Genomic DNA, 16,712 nt, shown 5'->3' with positions numbered 1-16,712 from the left:
GGCGAGTTTTTCTTTGTTCAGCTCCTGTTTTTTATCGAAATTACTCTTCTAACGTGCCCCCTTTTTTCTAATAACAATGGATAGGCTTCACCCATATACTATCTTAGCGATTGACAGGTGCCAACAAGATACGTGTTGATACTAGGGAGGAGTCCTATCCAATGATGCATACAATATCACTTCTATTACTAGCATTTGCTGTAAGTTTAGATAGCTTTAGTGTAGGATTAACTTATGGTTTGAGAAAAATGCGAATTCCATTTAAATCAATTGGGATCATTGCTTGCTGTTCAGCAATCACTTTAATAATTGCGATGACACTTGGCCAACTGATCATAAAATTTTTATCTCCTGCCTTCGCGGAGAGTGTTGGAGGGATAATATTAATTTGTCTTGGAGCCTGGGTGTTATTTCAATTTTTCCGTTCCGAAAAGTCAAAGGAGATTCTTCCTCACGAAAAAACGATTGTTAATTTTGAAATTAAATCACTTGGCTTAGTAATAAAAATTTTACAAAAACCGATGTCAGCAGATTTTGATAAATCGGGTACAATAACGGGTATAGAAGCCCTCTTGCTAGGATTAGCACTATCTCTTGATGCTTTCGGGGCTGGGATTGGTGCTGCAATGCTTGGGTATTCTCCATATTATTTGGCAATAACAGTTGCCTTGATGAGTTCACTATTTGTATATATGGGTTTAAAGGTAGGCTCTATTTTCTCCAAAAGTGAGTGGGTACAAAGATTTACATTTGTGCCAGGAATCCTGCTTATTGTAATTGGAATATGGAAAATTTAAATCAGAAAGGACTTAATGATGTCTATAGTTGTTGGCTTGACTGGAGGAATTGCGAGCGGAAAAAGTACCGTTTCCTCCATTTTAATCGAAAAAGGAATTACAGTTATTGATGCAGATGTAGAGGCACGATTAGCAGTTGAAAAAGGTGAAGAAGCATATAATCAAATTATTTCTCATTTTGGCGAGGGAGTCCTGCTTGTCGACGGTTCAATTGACAGAGGGAAATTAGGCTCCATAATTTTTCATGATGAACAGCAGCGTCAAAAGCTGAATAGTATTGTTCATCCTGCAGTCAGGAAAAAAATGATAGCAAAAAAGGATCGTGCTATCGTTAATAATGAGAAATTAGTTATCCTTGATATTCCATTATTATTTGAAAGCAAGTTAACTTATTTGGTTGAAAAAACAATATTAGTGTATGTCGATGAATATATTCAGTTAGCCCGGCTAATGAAACGAAATGGGCTAACTAAAGAAGATGCGCTGGCTCGGATCCATTCGCAAATGCCACTGAAAGAAAAAGTCCAGCTAGCCGATGCCGTCATTAATAATAATGGTTCCGTTGAGAATACTGAACAGCAGCTGTTCGAGATTCTCAAAAAATGGAATGCAATTTAGGAGCCTAAGGGCTCCTTTTGTCTGAATTATAAAACATTTATTTTCCACATTTTAATCATTACAAATGTCCATGAATATGTTATACTAATTACATCTGATTAGGATAAAAAGTATAACACTTATGCGGAAGGAGCCGTACAATGAAAGCGAAAATTGCAATTAACGGTTTTGGGAGAATTGGACGAATGGTATTTAGAAAGGCCATTCTTGATGATAAACTTGAAATAGTGGCTATTAATGCCAGCTATCCTGCTGAGACATTAGCACACTTAATTAAATATGACACAAACCATGGGAAATTTGAAGGAGAAGTTATTCCAGAAGACGGAGCTATTGTTGTAAACGGCAAACGTGTACAGTTATTTAGCAACCGCAATCCGCAGGAGCTTCCTTGGAAAGAATTAAATATTGATATTGTTATTGAAGCAACAGGCAAATTCAATTCTCGTGATAAAGCAGCTCTTCATTTAGAAGCTGGAGCAAAGAAAGTTATTCTAACTGCACCAGGTAAAAATGAAGATGTAACGATTGTTATGGGTGTGAATGAAGAAGCACTAAACATTGCAGAGCATGATATTATTTCCAATGCTTCTTGTACAACGAACTGTTTAGCACCAGTTGCAAAAGTACTAGACGAACAGTTTGGTATTGAAAATGGTTTAATGACAACTGTTCACGCTTATACAAACGATCAGAATAACATTGACAACCCACATAAGGATTTACGCCGTGCCCGTGCATGTGCACAGTCCATTATTCCAACGTCTACAGGAGCAGCAAAAGCATTAACATTAGTGCTTCCTCATTTAAAAGGCAAGCTGCATGGAATGGCTTTACGTGTGCCGACTTCCAATGTTTCTCTTGTTGACCTTGTAGTGGATCTTAAATCTGAAGTAACAATTGAAAGAGTAAACGAAGCATTTGAACAAGCTTCAAAAGGTGCTTTAAAAGGCATTTTAGATATTACAGATGAGCCATTAGTATCAATTGACTTTAATACGAATGAGCATTCTGCGATTATTGATGGATTATCTACAATGATGATCGGCTCTAATAAAGTTAAGGTTTTAGCTTGGTACGACAATGAGTGGGGATACTCTTGCCGTGTAGTTGACCTGACTAAATATGTAGCACAAGAGCTTTTTAAAGCTTCTGCTGTAAATGTAGGTTAATATGATTATCCTAGGCTTGCCAATTCAATTGGCAGGTCTTTTTTTGATTATGACGGACAACCCAGCTGAAAAGGTGTGGACATCTGTCCGTCATCCCGTCCCTGACGGCCAACTTGGTGAAGAAATATGATAACCTGTCCGTCATCTGTTCTCTGACGGCCAACTTGGTGAAGAAATATGATAACCTGTCCGTCATCCCGTCCCTGACGGCCAACTAGGTAGAGAGGTATGATAACCTGTCCGTCATCCCACAAAACTCTCCTTATAGCCTCAGAGTAACCTACCAAGTAAAAGTTTGTCCTTTAGACCAAGTTAAGTTCTTTTCGTTCCAAAAAAATATTCTTTTTTCGGCAAAAACCGAATGATATAGACTGTTTAGGCCATATTATAACCAAGTCTTGCTTTGCCCTTTAACAAATTTTTAGAATTCATATTGCAAAAAGAAAATAAACAAAGTATACTAGTCCTCGTGAACTTCTATAATTTTGTTTACCGTAGCTACTTAAAGGGTTAGGACCTCTTTGGACTAACTTTCCCCCGTGGTAGTTATCTGAAAATGTAGAATTTCATTATTATTGTTAAAGGGGGAAATTTGAATATGGAAACGATGGGTCGTCACGTAATCTCAGAACTTTGGGGATGCGATTTTGAAAAGTTAAATGATATGGATTTTATTGAGCGTACTTTTGTAGATGCAGCATTAAAGTCGGGTGCTGAAATTCGTGAGGTAGCATTCCATAAATTCGCGCCACAAGGTGTGAGTGGAGTGGTTATCATCTCTGAATCACATTTAACTATTCATAGCTTTCCAGAGCATGGTTATGCCAGCATTGATGTATATACGTGTGGTGATCTTGACCCTAGCATTGCTGCAAACTACATTGCAGAGGCGTTAGGTGCAGAAACGTGTGAAAACATTGAGATTCCACGTGGTATGGGTCCAGTTCAAGTTAAGCAAGCGCAAGCAAATGCTTTATAATATTGAATAGGCATGAAAATCCAGAGGTGTATATGATACACCTCTTTTTATTTGCACATTTACAAGGGATTAACTATTGGGCTTTTACATAAAAAATAGTACAATAAAGCTAAAGATATTTAGAGTGAAAAGAATCCGGAGCTGATTGAATGAAATGTCCTTCATGTCAAAATAACAATACACGTGTCCTTGATTCCCGCCCTGTTGATGATTATCGCTCTATCCGGCGCAGACGGGAATGCGAAGCCTGTGGATATCGTTTTACCACCTTTGAAAAGGTTGAAGAAATTCCGTTGATCGTCGTTAAAAAAGAAGGCACAAGGGAAGAATTTAGCCGAGATAAAATTTTGCGTGGTCTTATTAAAGCCTGTGAGAAACGTCCTGTTGCTCTTAAAGAACTTGAAGAAATTACAGCAAGCGTTGAGAAGGAACTGCGCAGCAATGGTGTCTCTGAAATTCAAAGTGAAGCCGTTGGAGAAATGGTAATGGACAGACTGGCAAAAGTAGATGATGTCGCATATGTCCGTTTTGCTTCCGTTTATCGGCAATTTAAAGATATTAATGTTTTTATTGACGAATTAAAAGAGCTGATTAAGAAAGAAAAGGAATAATTAGGTCTATGAGCTAAAGACAACTTTAGCTCTTTTTTGGCGGATCGACTATTACTAACAGGAAAGGGTGATGGCAATGGTTCAGCATTGGCAAGAAATGCTGCCAATTGATCGGTATGCAGTTGCCGCAAGAGGGCTCTTGCATGAATACGACCGGAAGGTGCTGACCTTTTTGTATCAGCCTTTAATCGGATCTACTTGCTTTAGTCTATATATGACATTATGGTCAGAGCTTGAGGAAAATCGGTTATGGTCTACGTCGAATTCCCATCATAGCCTAATGAATTTTATGGATTTAGGGTTAAGTGATATTTATAAAGCCCGGATAAAACTCGAGGGTATAGGGCTAATGAAGGTTTATGAAAAAAAAGACGATCATTCCCGATCCTTTATATATGAATTAATTCCTCCTCTAACACCAGAGCAATTTTTTTTAGATGGAATGCTTAATATTTATTTATATAAAAAAATTGGTAAAACTCAATATTCTAGACTTAAACGATTTTTTTCAGAGGATAAGGTGGACTCTAAAGATTCTTATATTGACGTTACTAAATCATTTCAGGATGTCTATATGACGAGTCATATGGACTCTATTTCTTATGACCCAGAAGACGAACAAACACTCCAAGTTTCAGAAGGCATGGGCTTTATCGGAAGGAATGAACAAGACCCGATACAAATCAGCCAGGATACATTTAATTTCAAACTGTTAGAAGCGGGTTTGAATGAGTCTCTTATTCCGAAAGCGGCCTTTACAAATAGGGTGAGAAATGCCATTAGCAATTTGGCTTTTTTATACGAAATAGATGCAGTTCAAATGAAGAATATTGTGATCAGTGCGATTACAGAAGAGAATGAAATCAATATTGAGGAAATGCGAAAGTCTGCACGTGATTGGTATCAATTTCAGCATCAAGATCAGCTGCCATCTCTTGTTGACCGTACTCAGCCTATGGCTAATCGAACGCAGATTAGTGAACCTAAAACACAGGAAGAGAAGCTGCTGCATGCATTAGAGACTTCATCTCCAAGACAAGTATTAAAGGAACTTTCGGGAGGTGCTGAGCCTTCTAAAGCGGATCTGAAAATTATAGAAGACGTAATGTTTAATCAAAAGCTGCTGCCAGGTGTGGTCAATGTTCTAATTCAATTTGTTTTACTTAAGTCTGATATGAAGTTTACGAAGGGATATGTTGAAAAGATAGCAAGTCACTGGGCTAGAAAGCAAATAAAAACGGCAAAAGAAGCAATGGAGCTTGCTAAAAATGAACATAGACAATATATAGAATGGGGAGACAATAATAAAAAGAAAACAACCAGTTATTCAGGGAAAAAGAAGCCTATTCGGACGGAGCTGCTTCCAGACTGGTTTGACGAAACAGAAAATCGAGAAAAGACTGGGTCTCATAAAGATGAAAATGACGATCTGGAATTGAAAAAAAGAGAGCTGCATGAGACATTAAGAAAGCTGCGATCAGGAAAGGGGGCTGAATGATGGAGAAAATTAATGACACATTAAAACGTTTGGCTGGCAAGGAGAATTTTCAGCAAAGATATGAAAGACAGAGAAGAGAGACATTAAATCATCCAGATGTGAAAGCCTTCTTAAAAAGCCACGAAGAAGAATTAACTGACAGTATGATTGAAAAAGGTATGGTAAAACTTTACGAATATTCTAATCAAAGTAAGGAATGCAATAAATGCCCTAGCTTGGATGGCTGTGTGAATTTCATGAAAGGCTATCATCCGAAGTTAGTGATTGAAAGAGGCAGTATTGATTTGCATTATGATAAATGTCCCCGTAAAGTGGTGTATGATGAGAAACGCAAAAATGAAAAATTGATTCAGAGCTTATATGTGCCAAGAGATATACTAGAGGCTTCCTTTGATTCAATTTATGAGGATTTAGAAAGAATTGATGCCATTCAAAAGGCAGCATCCTTTATTATGAACTATGTACCAGGTTCAAAACAGAAGGGGCTATATTTTTACGGAAAGTTTGGAGTAGGGAAATCTTACTTGCTTGGCGTCATTGCCAATGAACTGGCCAAAAAGGAAGTATCTTCGATGATTGTATATGTGCCAGAGCTGTTAAGAGAGCTCAAAAGCTCGATTGCCGATTCCACACTAAATGAAAAAATTGAAACAATCAAAAAAGTCCCTGTCTTAATGCTAGATGATATTGGAGCGGAAACAATGTCGAGCTGGACAAGGGATGAGGTGCTTGGGCCAATATTGCAGTTCCGCATGCTAGAAAGCCTCCCAACCTTCTTTACTTCTAACTTTGACTTTCAAGGTTTAGAGCATCATTTGTCATACAGCCAGCGCGGAGAAGAAGAGAAAATGAAGGCAAGGCGAATTATGGAGAGAATTCGGTATCTGGCAGAGCCAGTCATGGTAGAAGGGCGAAACCGCAGAGTTTAATCATAAATATAGTTGAGAAAAAACGGATTGATCCTATTTTTTAAGGATTGATCTGTTTTTTTATGTGCTTAATTGAGAAGCTTGTCTTTCTTAGTGTTCATGATTTCTTGGCCATACGTCTATTTTGTCCTATTTCCCCATATACATTTATCACAGAGATAAATACAAAGGGGGGATTTGGTTGATCGAAATCACATTCCATAAGACAGAAGATGCTAAGAATCTTTTTAAATATTTTCAATTATATTTAGCCTCTTCCGCACTTTCAAAGAACAATATTCTTCATATTGAAGATCAACATATAGTAAGAATCCATATTCAACCGGATATGAAAAAGCATTTTGAGCCCATTAAAGAAGTGTTTTATAAATTTATTACTAGTAAACAAGATGATTGGTTTCGAAAAATTATGGCTGAACAGTATTATTTTGAGGATGAAGAAGAACAACAGCAAATTTTGGAGATTATTCATTCCATATTAGAAGGTAATCGAAAGGACCTTGTAGTCTTTTTAAATGATCTTGATATGGAAGCCAATTTAAAGAATGCGATTCAAGAAATTTTTCGTGAAAATATTTCGTTTTCCTTTGATTCTTTTGTAAAATTTCGAATGCGGCCACTTATGGATCAGATGGTAAAATATGTAGAAATTTCGATTGATGAATACAAAATGGAGCAAGAATATCAAATGTTCATTCAAATGTTAAGAGATTTTATAACTGGGAAGGATCCGAAGTTTAAGAAAATACATTTACTCATTGATGATGGAATTCATTTTTATGATGAAAACTTTTTCGAGATAAAACGTGGGGATTTGTCACGTATGATAGACAGAAAGCTACTAATTAATCATCCTGTTTATGTGGATTCTGTTACAATTGCACCTTTGCTTTCTATTGCACCAGAAATTATTTACCTCTACACAGATGATAAAGAACAGAGACTCGTTAGAACTATCCAGAATATTTTTGAAGAGAGACTTACTGTTAGCTCAATTAGCGAATTTTTTCATCATAAACATGTAAGGTCTTTAACTGCAGATGAAAAAATATAAGATGCCCCTTGATTTTCCTGATATAACAAACTATAATACGTACATAATATGAAATGCAGCTTATATAATCTGTAAAAGTTATGATAAGGACAAGGGTGTTCTTTTACGGTTTAAAGAGAGGGAAGGCAAGGCTGAAACCTTCCTAACACGAAATGAATGCTTACCACCTTTGAACTTCAGCCCGGAAATGGGTTGACGGTCACAAGCCGTTAAATTGCTACAAAGTCATTTTACTGTTTTTTTGTGAAATGAGAAGTAGGGTGGAACCACGTTTGTTAATAACAACTCGTCCCTTTTTTAGGGACGGGTTTTTTTATTTTTATTAAATAGGAGGAAAGACCATGTCAGAAGTTATTAAAGTTTCGTTTCCAGATGGAGCAGTAAAGGAGTTTCCTAATGGAACGACAACAGAAGTTATTGCAGCTTCTATTAGTCCAGGACTAAAGAAGAAGGCAATTGCAGGAAAATTAAATGGTCAAATGTATGACCTTCGTCGTCCGATTGAAGAAGACGGTGCGATTGAAATTGTCACTGCAGATAGTGAAGATGCTTTAGAGATTCTGCGTCACAGTACAGCACACTTAATGGCTCAAGCAATTAAGCGTTTATATAAAAATGTTAAGCTTGGTGTAGGTCCTGTTATTGAAGGCGGTTTCTATTACGATATTGACCTTGACCAATCATTAACACCTGAAGATCTTCCGCTTATCGAAAAAGAAATGAAAAAAATCATCAATGAAAATATTGATATCGTTCGTAAAGAAGTTAGCCGTGAAGAAGCTGTTCAGCTATTCAAGGAAATTGACGATGAGTATAAGCTGGAGCTTATTGAAGCGATTCCTGCAGATGAAACTGTAACACTTTACGAGCAAGGAGACTTCGTTGACCTTTGTCGTGGTGTACATGTGCCATCAACTGGAAAACTGAAAGAATTTAAATTACTAAGCATTGCTGGTGCTTACTGGCGTGGAAACAGCGACAATAAAATGCTTCAGCGGATTTACGGAACTGCTTTCTTTAATAAAGAGGATTTAGGTGAGCATTTACGTTTGCTTGAGGAAGCTAAAGAGCGTGACCACCGTAAAATCGGTAAAGAATTAAGTTTATTTACTAACTCACAAAAAGTTGGACAAGGTTTACCTCTATGGCTGCCAAAAGGTGCAACCATCCGCCGTATTGTTGAGCGCTATATTGTCGATAAAGAAGTTCGCCTAGGCTATGACCACGTTTACACTCCAGTTCTAGGAAGTGTAGAGCTATATAAAACTTCCGGTCACTGGGATCATTATCAGGAAGATATGTTCCCTGTTATGGATATGGATAACGAACAGCTCGTTCTTCGCCCGATGAACTGCCCACACCATATGATGGTTTATAAAAATGGCATCCACAGCTATCGTGAGCTCCCTATCCGTATTGCTGAGCTAGGAACAATGCACCGCTATGAAATGTCTGGAGCTTTATCTGGCCTTCAGCGTGTACGTGGAATGACTTTGAATGATGCGCATATCTTTGTACGTCCTGACCAAATTAAGGATGAATTTAAGCGGGTAGTTCAGCTAATCCTTGAAGTTTATAAGGATTTTGAAATTAATGATTATGAGTTCCGCCTCTCCTATCGTGATCCTGCGGATACTGAAAAATATTATGATGATGATCAAATGTGGGAAAAGGCACAATCTATGCTGAAAGAAGCAATGGATGAGCTAGGACTAGATTATTATGAAGCTGAAGGTGAAGCGGCTTTCTACGGTCCGAAGCTTGACGTTCAGGTAAAAACAGCATTAGGAAAAAGCGAAACACTTTCAACTGTTCAGCTTGACTTCTTACAGCCTGAGCGCTTTGATTTAAATTATATCGGTGAGGACGGAAAGCAGCATCGCCCAGTTGTTATTCACCGTGGTGTTGTATCTACTATGGAGCGCTTTGTAGCCTTCTTAATTGAAGAGTATAAAGGAGCATTCCCAACATGGCTTTCACCTGTTCAAGTTCAAGTGATCCCAGTATCGCCGGATGTTCACTATGACTATGCGAAGGAAGTAGTAGAGCAGTTAAAATCTGAAGGATTCCGTGTTGAGCTAGATGATCGCAATGAGAAAATTGGCTATAAAATTCGTGAAGCCCAAATGCAAAAAACTCCATATATGCTTGTTGTCGGTGACAATGAAGTGGCTGAGAAGGCAGTTAATGTTCGTAAATATGGCGAGCAGAAGTCAGAAACAGTTCCATTTACAGCCTTTATTGCAGGCTTGAAGGAAGAAGTTAAGCGTTAATAAAGGAGAGAGGCTAGGATTGCCTCTCTTTTTGCTATAAAAAAGGCTGAAATGTAAAATATATTAGTGCTTTTCATGATATATCAGCGCCTTTCCTAATATATCAGCGCCTTTCCGAATATATCGGCGGCTTTCCGGATAAATCGGCGCCTTTCAAGATATATCAGCGCCTTTCCGAATATATCGGCGGCTTTCCGGATAAATCGGCGCCTTTCAAGATATATCGGCGCTTTTCTGGAAATATCTGCGCCTTTCCGGATATATCAGCGACTTTCAAGATATATCGGCGCCTTTCCGGCTTTATCAACGACTTCCCAAAATATCAGCACTTCAGGATTCACCACTATTATTTTGGAAATTACAAAAAGGTGTTGCATGATTTGCTTACATTTGTTACAATTTTCTTCGTTGTGATAGAAATGATCGTTTGACATGAAATCATTTTTTGTGATATAGTAGCTTAGGTAATTGAATACAGTTTAGGAAAAGAAGAAGCACCCGCTTCTCACCTGATTGACGCAAGAGCTGTTGGCAGGTTTTACGTAAACATGATTGTTTAAATTTTGTTCGTAAAAGTGTGGGTGATTTCATCCACACTTTTTTTGATTTAGCAGATATGTTATGTATTCTTGCGAATGAAGCCTTCGTCTGGTGCAAATGGGCAAGCTTTAGCCTTCTTGACCCTAACGTTGTGTTCGCATTAAACCTTGGAGGTGTCTAACTATTAGCAAAGATATGTTGTTAAACGAGGGCATTCGCGCCCGTGAAGTTCGTCTTATTGACCAAAACGGCGAGCAATTAGGAATTAAATCAAAAAACGAAGCACTTGAAATTGCTGCACGAGTTAATCTTGATGTTGTTCTTGTTGCACCGAATGCAAAGCCTCCTGTAGCCCGTATCATGGACTATGGAAAGTTCAAGTTCGAACAGCAAAAGAAAGAAAAAGAAGCTCGTAAAAACCAGAAGATTATTAGTATTAAAGAAGTTCGTCTTAGCCCGACAATCGATGAGCATGATTTTAATACAAAGCTTCGCAACGCAATTAAATTCCTTGAAAAAGGCGATAAAGTAAAAGCATCGATCCGATTCAAAGGGCGTGCCATTACTCATAAAGAAATTGGCCAAAGGGTTTTAGACCGTTTTGCCGAAGCTTGCAAAGAAGTGGCTACTGTCGAATCACATCCAAAAATGGATGGCCGCAGTATGTTCATGATGCTAGCACCTAAAACTGAAAAGTAAGAGGAGGAATTCCAAATGCCAAAAATGAAAACTCACCGCGGCGCTGCTAAGCGTTTCAAAAGAACAGGTTCTGGAAAACTAAAGCGTAGCCATGCTTACACAAGCCACTTGTTCGCAAATAAATCTCAAAAGCAAAAGCGTAAACTTCGCAAAGGAGCTATCGTTTCTTCAGGCGATTTCAAACGCATCCGTTTCTTATTAGTAAATCTTAAGAAGTAATATCCGAACTAGGAGGGAAATCATATGCCACGTGTAAAAGGCGGTACAGTTACTCGCAAACGTCGTAAAAAGGTTCTTAAATTAGCTAAAGGTTATTTCGGTTCAAAACATACATTATATAAAGTTGCTAACCAACAAGTAATGAAATCTCTAATGTATGCTTATCGCGATCGTCGCCAGAAAAAGCGCGACTTCCGCAAACTTTGGGTTACTCGTATTAACGCAGCAGCTCGCATCAACGGTCTTTCTTACAGCCGTTTAATGCATGGTTTAAAGCTTGCTGGCATCGAAGTTAACCGCAAAATGCTTGCTGAATTAGCAATCGCTGACGAAAAAGCATTCGCAGAATTAGCATCTGTTGCAAAGCAAAACCTAAGCAAATAATTAACGCAATGAATATTAGCCATTCTCAATTTGAGAATGGCTTTTTAATATTATGTTCCAGTAAAATAATGATAAAAAAGAGGAAATCAAATGACAAAAATAATATTAATTGGTTTCGTTATAATGAATTTAGTTGGTCTAGTTATCATGAAGTCTGATAAAACGAAAGCGATCAAACATCAATATCGGATAAGCGAGAAAACATTATGGATAGTTGCAATATTATTTGGTGCTACAGGGATGACAGTCGGGATGAGAGCCTTCCATCACAAGACAAAGCATATTCAATTTAAATTTGGCTTACCCATGCTCTCACTTATTGAAATCGGCGTTCTCCTTTATGTAATAAAATTCTTGTCATAACCATCCTCTTCCACCAATAAGCTGTAAAAGAAAGACAGCAAGGTATTTCAGCAATAAAGAGGGTGAGAACAGATGGATGACCAATTATCATTACTTTTTGTCATGGTTGAAACAGCTGGATTTTTAGCCCCTATTGCCTTTATTGTATTTCATATTTTACGGCAATTTTTATTTATTCCCGTTCCCTTAGTTTGTTTAACAGGTGGAATTTTATTTGGCAGTTTATTTGGCAGCATTCTGTCCATTATCGGGTTAATGCTTAGCAGTATTCTTTTTTATTTTCTCATTAACCGAATGCCAAAAACACATGCAAAGCTATCAAACTTAAAAAAACGCTGGTTCGGAGAATATCGGAATTTAAGCGTTGGTCAAGTAGCGGTATTAAGACTAATCCCATTTATTCATTATCATTTGCTCAATTTTTGTTTAATTGAACGTAATCGCAGCTTTAGAGATTACGTAAAAAATTCATGGATAACAAATTTGCCATTAGCTGTATTCTACACAGTCTTTGGAGAATTCATTAGTCAGTTTACACCCTCTATGATTCTTATTATTCTTGTATCTCTTGGTATTCTCGTTTTTGTATTGAGAGAAAAAGTTACGGTAATCAAGTGGAAGGAATTTTTTAAAGCGATATAAAAAGGAGAAAACGTTCGGAATGATCCGAACGTTTTTATTCATGACTTTGAAAAGGTGTATTTGGTGACTTGCTTTTTTCCATAAATTCTTTAATAGGGCTTTTCCAGTCAATCTTGGCATTTGGGTATTGTTCGTGGATTTTTCTTTCGATAAATTGTAAATCTTCACGAACCATGCCTTTTAATGAAGAAAGTTTATGAGGCCAGATAAAAACCGAAATCACCTCAAATGCATTATCAGTAGTTCCTAAATATTTTTCCCCCTCAAATATAACCCCTTTGTACGTAATTAAAAAATTTTTGTGAACATTATCTTGATCATCTAAAAAATAATAACGCTTCTGCTCATGGGCAAGTTCAAGCTTCCGTTTTGGATTCAATAAGTATTTAATAACACTGTAGATGAGAAATATAATAAGTGCAAATAGCAGGAAGCGTATTAACCACATCATAACAAGCCCCTCCAAATGTATTTTCCTTTCATTTACGAAATACCCTATAAAAAAGTTTCAACTTTTTATCATTTTGTTATAATTTTTAATAACTGTTTTAAAAAATAACCTTATTTTATGAATAATTTAGGATGGTGTGCAATGAATTATCAAAAACTATTTTCCATGCAAAAGGGTTTGGATGAGCATATAGAAACGAAGCATGGGCTGAAGAATGAAAGCTTATTTGACCGCAAAGTGCTGGCTTTGCTTGTTGAATTAGGGGAGCTAGCGAATGAAACGAGATGCTTTAAGTTTTGGAGTTTAAAGACTTCGTCACCTCAAGAAACGATATTAGAAGAGTTTGTGGATGGAGTTCATTTCATTCTTTCTCTTGGCTTAGAGTGCGGATTTGAGAAGGAGACGGAATACATAGGGGAGGGGGAGGCGAAAGCCTCAATAAATGATCAGTTTTTATATGTTTTTGAGCTTGTAAACAAGTTTAGGAATAGCATGGCTTTAAAGGACTATAAGGAACTTTTCCATGCATATATCCAATTAGGTGAACTATTGGGCTTCAATGCTTTGCATATTGAGAAGGCATATGTCGATAAAAATGAAGTTAATTATGAAAGACAAAGGCAAGGATATTAAGGAAGGAGCGAATTATCGCTCCTTCTAACTTTTACATGACCTTCCTATAAAGCATTTGGGTGATTAATGAACAAATAATCGTCATTAGTAATCGGAACACAAATCTGTCTGAAAAGTAAAAATAGGATGAGAAATTTTATGTTTGATAATTCTTTCTATTAATGAAAAATTTTTATATAATAAATACGAATACATATTAAGGGAGTCGAAATAAATGACAAAATTAGATGCAACCTTAACAATGCTAAAAGAATTAACAGATGCAAAAGGGATTCCTGGCAATGAGCGTGAACCCCGTGAAGTGATGAAAAAATACATAAGCGAGTACGCAGATGAAGTGACAACTGATGGATTAGGCAGTTTAATTGCTAAAAAGGTCGGAAATGAAAACGGTCCCAAAATTATGGTGGCAGGCCATCTTGATGAAGTAGGCTTCATGATCACAAATATTGATGATAAAGGCTTCCTTCGTTTTCAAACTGTTGGAGGCTGGTGGTCTCAAGTTATGCTTGCCCAGCGTGTAACGATTGTAACGAAGAAAGGGGATATTACAGGGGTTATTGGCTCGAAGCCTCCTCATATCCTTTCACCTGAGGCGCGTAAAAAGCCAGTAGATATTAAAGATATGTTTATTGATATCGGTGCTTCCAGCCGTGAAGAGGCTGCAGAATGGGGCGTTAAGCCTGGTGATATGGTTGTTCCATATTTTGAATTCACAGTGATGAACAATGAAAAAATGCTTCTTGCAAAGGCTTGGGATAACCGTATTGGCTGTGCGATTGCCATCGATGTTCTTAAATCACTAAAAGATACAGATCATCCAAACGTAGTATACGGAGTGGGAACAGTTCAAGAGGAAGTTGGCTTGCGCGGTGCCCGCACTTCCGCTCAAAAAATTGAGCCGGATATTGCTTTCGGTGTTGATGTGGGAATTGCTGGAGATACTCCAGGAGTTACCGAAAAAGAAGCATTAAGCAAAATGGGGAAAGGTCCTCAAATCATCCTTTATGATGCCTCTATGGTGTCTCACAAAGGCTTGCGTGATCTAGTGACGGATACAGCTGATGAATTGAATATTCCTTATCAGTTTGATGCAGTGCCTGGCGGTGGAACGGACTCTGGTGCAATCCATTTAACACATAATGGAGTACCGGCGTTATCCATCACTATTGCTACTCGCTATATTCACTCTCATGCAGCTATGCTTCATCGCGATGACTACGAAAATGCAGTTAAGCTTATTACTGAGGTTATTAAGCGTTTAGATAGAGAAACAGTTGATCAACTTACTTTTGAGTAATGATTATGAAAAAAGATGAGCAATATGCTCATCTTTTTTACTTGTAAAAAAAGCGGTCAATAGCCGCAATGATTTATCTTAATCCGCTTTCCAAAGTTCTTAGCATTTCTTCTTTTTCCTGTTCAGATGAGTTTTTCCAAATAACTTCAAATAATACACCTAATCCAGGCAGCATTTTTTCCTCACCATTTTGAATGGCGTCAACGATTGTATCTTTTAATTCATCTTGTGAATTGCCAGAAACATTGTGGATAATTGCGTTCCTCAAATTTAAATTCATTTCAAGCACTCCTTTCAATAAGTCAAATCGTTATTATGTTTTCTTTTTTTGGATTTATTATGTATTTTAATTAGGCTATAATAAGAAAATTGAATGATATATGCGAAAGGCTAAAGTGTACTTACTCAAGCGTCGCAAAATAATAAAGGAGTGAGAGTGTGAAGTATATTCACTCTGCAAATAACCCTCAAGTAAAGCAATGGAAAAAGCTATTAACGAAAAAAGAAAGAGACAAAACGGGAACGTTTCTAGTTGAAGGTTTCCATCTTGCCGAGGAAGCTTTATTGAGTGGACGAATTTTAGAAATTATCATAAGCGAAAATACGGGATTGCCGCCTGCTTGGGATTATGGGGATATTCCATTAACGATGGTGACAAAGGAAATTATCTTAGATTTATCAGATACAGAGACTCCTCAAGGAATCATAGCGGTATGCAGTCATCCCGAATTTAATTTGGAAGAGATCGAGGGCACAAAATATTTGCTGGTTGATGCTGTTCAAGACCCGGGGAATTTAGGAACGATGATTAGAACAGCTGATGCTGCCGGTGTGGACGCTATCATTGTCGGTGATGGGAGTGTTGATATTTATAATCCAAAGGTTATTCGATCAGCACAGGGCAGTCATTTTCACCTTCCAATTATAAGAGGGGACTTATCTCAATGGATCAAAAAGCTTAAAGATAAGGGAATCTCTGTCTATGGCACTGCATTAGAAAATGCTCAAGAATATACAAAAGTAGAATCTAATGGTCAATTTGCTTTAATTGTTGGAAATGAAGGGAGCGGGGTAAGAAAATCAATCTTATCAGAAACAACTGCAAATTTATACATTCCTATTTACGGAAAAAGCGAGTCATTAAATGTCGGGATTGCAACGGGGATCTTGCTATATTATTTAAGAAAATAGAAAATAGGCTCTATTTTACAGAAAACGGTTTGAAACTATGTGAAGAATATACTATAATAACAGGAAAATTATATTGTTATAAAGCAATGACGGAGATAAGTAGCTTGCATGGAACTTTTCAGGGAGAAAACGCCAAGACTGTGAGCGTTTTTAAAGGGAAAGCAAGGGAAATTTCACCTCCTGAGTTGGCATCGGGACCATAGAGGAGCTTCTGCTTTTCTGTGTAAAGATGTTCCGGCTTATTGCCGTTATCCGAATGAAGTGAATACATAAAGCTATTTCATTTTGCTTTTTGTGTTAAAAAGGGTGGTACCGCGAATCCAAAACCTCGTCCCTTTATGGGATTGGGGTTTTTTATT

At 37.4% G+C, this 16,712-nt stretch carries 20 protein-coding genes and 3 other annotated features; of the genes, 17 read left to right on the top strand and 3 right to left on the bottom strand.

Annotated features, from left to right (window positions below):
- Nucleotides 1–161 precede the first annotated feature (161 nt).
- The 3 genes from ytaF to H0173_RS19415 all read left to right on the top strand — a co-directional run bounded on the left by ytaF (nt 162) and on the right by H0173_RS19415 (nt 2,587).
- The gene (gene ytaF / locus H0173_RS19425) at nt 162–797 is read left to right on the top strand and encodes a sporulation membrane protein YtaF (protein ID WP_221848422.1); all 636 of its coding nucleotides are present in this window, start codon (nt 162–164) and stop codon (nt 795–797) included.
- Between the two features lie 18 nt (nt 798–815).
- A complete protein-coding gene (gene coaE / locus H0173_RS19420) occupies nt 816–1,415 on the top strand; it encodes a dephospho-CoA kinase (RefSeq protein WP_221848421.1) in 600 nt (199 codons plus the stop codon).
- 140 nt (nt 1,416–1,555) lie between these two features.
- Nucleotides 1,556–2,587: a glyceraldehyde-3-phosphate dehydrogenase gene (locus H0173_RS19415; protein ID WP_221848420.1), complete on the top strand. Its 1,032-nt coding sequence runs from the start codon at nt 1,556–1,558 to the stop codon at nt 2,585–2,587.
- A gap of 47 nt (nt 2,588–2,634) precedes the next feature.
- On the opposite strand, the gene H0173_RS19410 is transcribed toward H0173_RS19415, so the two are convergent.
- Nucleotides 2,635–2,841 (bottom strand): hypothetical protein, encoded by a 207-nt coding sequence (locus H0173_RS19410; RefSeq protein WP_221848419.1) that lies wholly within the window; start codon nt 2,839–2,841, stop codon nt 2,635–2,637.
- Nucleotides 2,842–3,185: 344 nt separating this feature from the next.
- Between H0173_RS19410 and speD the strand changes: the two genes are divergently transcribed.
- The 11 genes from speD (at nt 3,186) to H0173_RS19355 (ending at nt 12,778) form a co-directional block, all read left to right on the top strand.
- Nucleotides 3,186–3,566 carry an adenosylmethionine decarboxylase gene (gene speD / locus H0173_RS19405; RefSeq protein WP_066292566.1) on the top strand — a complete coding sequence of 127 codons (381 nt, stop codon included), beginning with the start codon at nt 3,186–3,188 and terminating at the stop codon, nt 3,564–3,566.
- Nucleotides 3,567–3,715: 149 nt separating this feature from the next.
- Nucleotides 3,716–4,177 (top strand): transcriptional regulator NrdR, encoded by a 462-nt coding sequence (gene nrdR, locus H0173_RS19400; RefSeq protein WP_221848418.1) that lies wholly within the window; start codon nt 3,716–3,718, stop codon nt 4,175–4,177.
- 76 nt (nt 4,178–4,253) lie between these two features.
- Nucleotides 4,254–5,675 carry a replication initiation and membrane attachment family protein gene (locus H0173_RS19395; protein WP_221848417.1) on the top strand — a complete coding sequence of 474 codons (1,422 nt, stop codon included), beginning with the start codon at nt 4,254–4,256 and terminating at the stop codon, nt 5,673–5,675.
- Nucleotides 5,675–6,604, top strand: a complete 930-nt coding sequence (gene dnaI / locus H0173_RS19390; protein ID WP_221848416.1) for a primosomal protein DnaI — start codon at nt 5,675–5,677, stop codon at nt 6,602–6,604. The genes H0173_RS19395 and dnaI overlap by 1 nt, the downstream gene beginning before the upstream one ends.
- 181 nt (nt 6,605–6,785) lie before the next feature.
- Nucleotides 6,786–7,658, top strand: coding sequence for a putative sporulation protein YtxC (gene ytxC, locus H0173_RS19385; RefSeq protein WP_221848415.1), 873 nt, complete (start codon nt 6,786–6,788; stop codon nt 7,656–7,658).
- A gap of 71 nt (nt 7,659–7,729) precedes the next feature.
- Nucleotides 7,730–7,955 (top strand) — a binding site (T-box leader).
- 44 nt (nt 7,956–7,999) lie between these two features.
- Nucleotides 8,000–9,931, top strand: coding sequence for a threonine--tRNA ligase (thrS, locus tag H0173_RS19380; protein WP_221848414.1), 1,932 nt, complete (start codon nt 8,000–8,002; stop codon nt 9,929–9,931).
- Nucleotides 9,932–10,411: 480 nt separating this feature from the next.
- Nucleotides 10,412–10,540: a sequence feature (ribosomal protein L20 leader region), on the top strand.
- Between the two features lie 126 nt (nt 10,541–10,666).
- The gene (gene infC / locus H0173_RS19375) at nt 10,667–11,170 is read left to right on the top strand and encodes a translation initiation factor IF-3 (protein ID WP_221848413.1); all 504 of its coding nucleotides are present in this window, start codon (nt 10,667–10,669) and stop codon (nt 11,168–11,170) included.
- Nucleotides 11,171–11,185: 15 nt separating this feature from the next.
- Nucleotides 11,186–11,389: a 50S ribosomal protein L35 gene (gene rpmI, locus H0173_RS19370; protein ID WP_221848412.1), complete on the top strand. Its 204-nt coding sequence runs from the start codon at nt 11,186–11,188 to the stop codon at nt 11,387–11,389.
- Between the two features lie 24 nt (nt 11,390–11,413).
- Nucleotides 11,414–11,773, top strand: coding sequence for a 50S ribosomal protein L20 (rplT, locus tag H0173_RS19365; protein WP_221848411.1), 360 nt, complete (start codon nt 11,414–11,416; stop codon nt 11,771–11,773).
- A gap of 90 nt (nt 11,774–11,863) precedes the next feature.
- Nucleotides 11,864–12,136, top strand: coding sequence for a DUF1294 domain-containing protein (locus H0173_RS19360; RefSeq protein WP_221848410.1), 273 nt, complete (start codon nt 11,864–11,866; stop codon nt 12,134–12,136).
- Between the two features lie 72 nt (nt 12,137–12,208).
- Complete coding sequence (locus H0173_RS19355) at nt 12,209–12,778, top strand: TVP38/TMEM64 family protein (protein WP_221848409.1); 570 nt, start codon at nt 12,209–12,211, stop codon at nt 12,776–12,778.
- A 34-nt stretch (nt 12,779–12,812) separates the two neighbouring features.
- On the opposite strand, the gene H0173_RS19350 is transcribed toward H0173_RS19355, so the two are convergent.
- Nucleotides 12,813–13,229, bottom strand: coding sequence for a sigma-w pathway protein ysdB (locus tag H0173_RS19350; protein WP_221848408.1), 417 nt, complete (start codon nt 13,227–13,229; stop codon nt 12,813–12,815).
- A 141-nt stretch (nt 13,230–13,370) separates the two neighbouring features.
- On the opposite strand from H0173_RS19350, the gene H0173_RS19345 reads away from it, so the two are divergent.
- Complete coding sequence (locus H0173_RS19345) at nt 13,371–13,862, top strand: dUTP diphosphatase (RefSeq protein WP_221848407.1); 492 nt, start codon at nt 13,371–13,373, stop codon at nt 13,860–13,862.
- A 214-nt stretch (nt 13,863–14,076) separates the two neighbouring features.
- Nucleotides 14,077–15,162, top strand: a complete 1,086-nt coding sequence (locus H0173_RS19340) for a M42 family metallopeptidase (protein WP_221848406.1) — start codon at nt 14,077–14,079, stop codon at nt 15,160–15,162.
- Nucleotides 15,163–15,235: 73 nt separating this feature from the next.
- Here the strand turns inward: H0173_RS19340 and sspI are convergent, their stop codons facing one another.
- Entirely contained in the window at nt 15,236–15,442 is a 207-nt protein-coding gene (gene sspI / locus H0173_RS19335) for a small acid-soluble spore protein SspI (RefSeq protein ID WP_221848405.1), read from the bottom strand.
- 158 nt (nt 15,443–15,600) lie between these two features.
- Between sspI and H0173_RS19330 the strand changes: the two genes are divergently transcribed.
- Nucleotides 15,601–16,353 (top strand): TrmH family RNA methyltransferase, encoded by a 753-nt coding sequence (locus H0173_RS19330; RefSeq protein ID WP_221848404.1) that lies wholly within the window; start codon nt 15,601–15,603, stop codon nt 16,351–16,353.
- 77 nt (nt 16,354–16,430) lie between these two features.
- Nucleotides 16,431–16,692, top strand: a binding site (T-box leader).
- Nucleotides 16,693–16,712 lie beyond the last annotated feature (20 nt).

The sequence above is a fragment of the Bacillus sp. S/N-304-OC-R1 genome, assembly GCF_019749375.1.
In the GTDB taxonomy this organism is placed as follows: Bacteria; Bacillota; Bacilli; order Bacillales; family Cytobacillaceae; genus Cytobacillus.
Note: the sequence above shows the minus strand (reverse complement) of the source record. Positions and strands in the feature narration are given on the sequence as shown.

Excerpts from the sequence above, each read along its gene's own strand:
- ytaF (WP_221848422.1), top strand. The coding sequence starts at position 162 with ATGATGCATACAATATCACTTCTATTACTAGCATTTGCTGTAAGTTTA.
- coaE (WP_221848421.1), top strand. The coding sequence starts at position 816 with ATGTCTATAGTTGTTGGCTTGACTGGAGGAATTGCGAGCGGAAAAAGT.
- H0173_RS19415 (WP_221848420.1), top strand. The coding sequence starts at position 1,556 with ATGAAAGCGAAAATTGCAATTAACGGTTTTGGGAGAATTGGACGAATG.
- speD (WP_066292566.1), top strand. The coding sequence starts at position 3,186 with ATGGAAACGATGGGTCGTCACGTAATCTCAGAACTTTGGGGATGCGAT.
- nrdR (WP_221848418.1), top strand. The coding sequence starts at position 3,716 with ATGAAATGTCCTTCATGTCAAAATAACAATACACGTGTCCTTGATTCC.
- H0173_RS19395 (WP_221848417.1), top strand. The coding sequence starts at position 4,254 with ATGGTTCAGCATTGGCAAGAAATGCTGCCAATTGATCGGTATGCAGTT.
- dnaI (WP_221848416.1), top strand. The coding sequence starts at position 5,675 with ATGGAGAAAATTAATGACACATTAAAACGTTTGGCTGGCAAGGAGAAT.
- thrS (WP_221848414.1), top strand. The coding sequence starts at position 8,000 with ATGTCAGAAGTTATTAAAGTTTCGTTTCCAGATGGAGCAGTAAAGGAG.
- infC (WP_221848413.1), top strand. The coding sequence starts at position 10,667 with ATGTTGTTAAACGAGGGCATTCGCGCCCGTGAAGTTCGTCTTATTGAC.
- rpmI (WP_221848412.1), top strand. The coding sequence starts at position 11,186 with ATGCCAAAAATGAAAACTCACCGCGGCGCTGCTAAGCGTTTCAAAAGA.
- rplT (WP_221848411.1), top strand. The coding sequence starts at position 11,414 with ATGCCACGTGTAAAAGGCGGTACAGTTACTCGCAAACGTCGTAAAAAG.
- H0173_RS19360 (WP_221848410.1), top strand. The coding sequence starts at position 11,864 with ATGACAAAAATAATATTAATTGGTTTCGTTATAATGAATTTAGTTGGT.
- H0173_RS19355 (WP_221848409.1), top strand. The coding sequence starts at position 12,209 with ATGGATGACCAATTATCATTACTTTTTGTCATGGTTGAAACAGCTGGA.
- H0173_RS19350 (WP_221848408.1), bottom strand. The coding sequence starts at position 13,229 with ATGATGTGGTTAATACGCTTCCTGCTATTTGCACTTATTATATTTCTC.
- H0173_RS19345 (WP_221848407.1), top strand. The coding sequence starts at position 13,371 with ATGAATTATCAAAAACTATTTTCCATGCAAAAGGGTTTGGATGAGCAT.
- H0173_RS19340 (WP_221848406.1), top strand. The coding sequence starts at position 14,077 with ATGACAAAATTAGATGCAACCTTAACAATGCTAAAAGAATTAACAGAT.
- sspI (WP_221848405.1), bottom strand. The coding sequence starts at position 15,442 with ATGAATTTAAATTTGAGGAACGCAATTATCCACAATGTTTCTGGCAAT.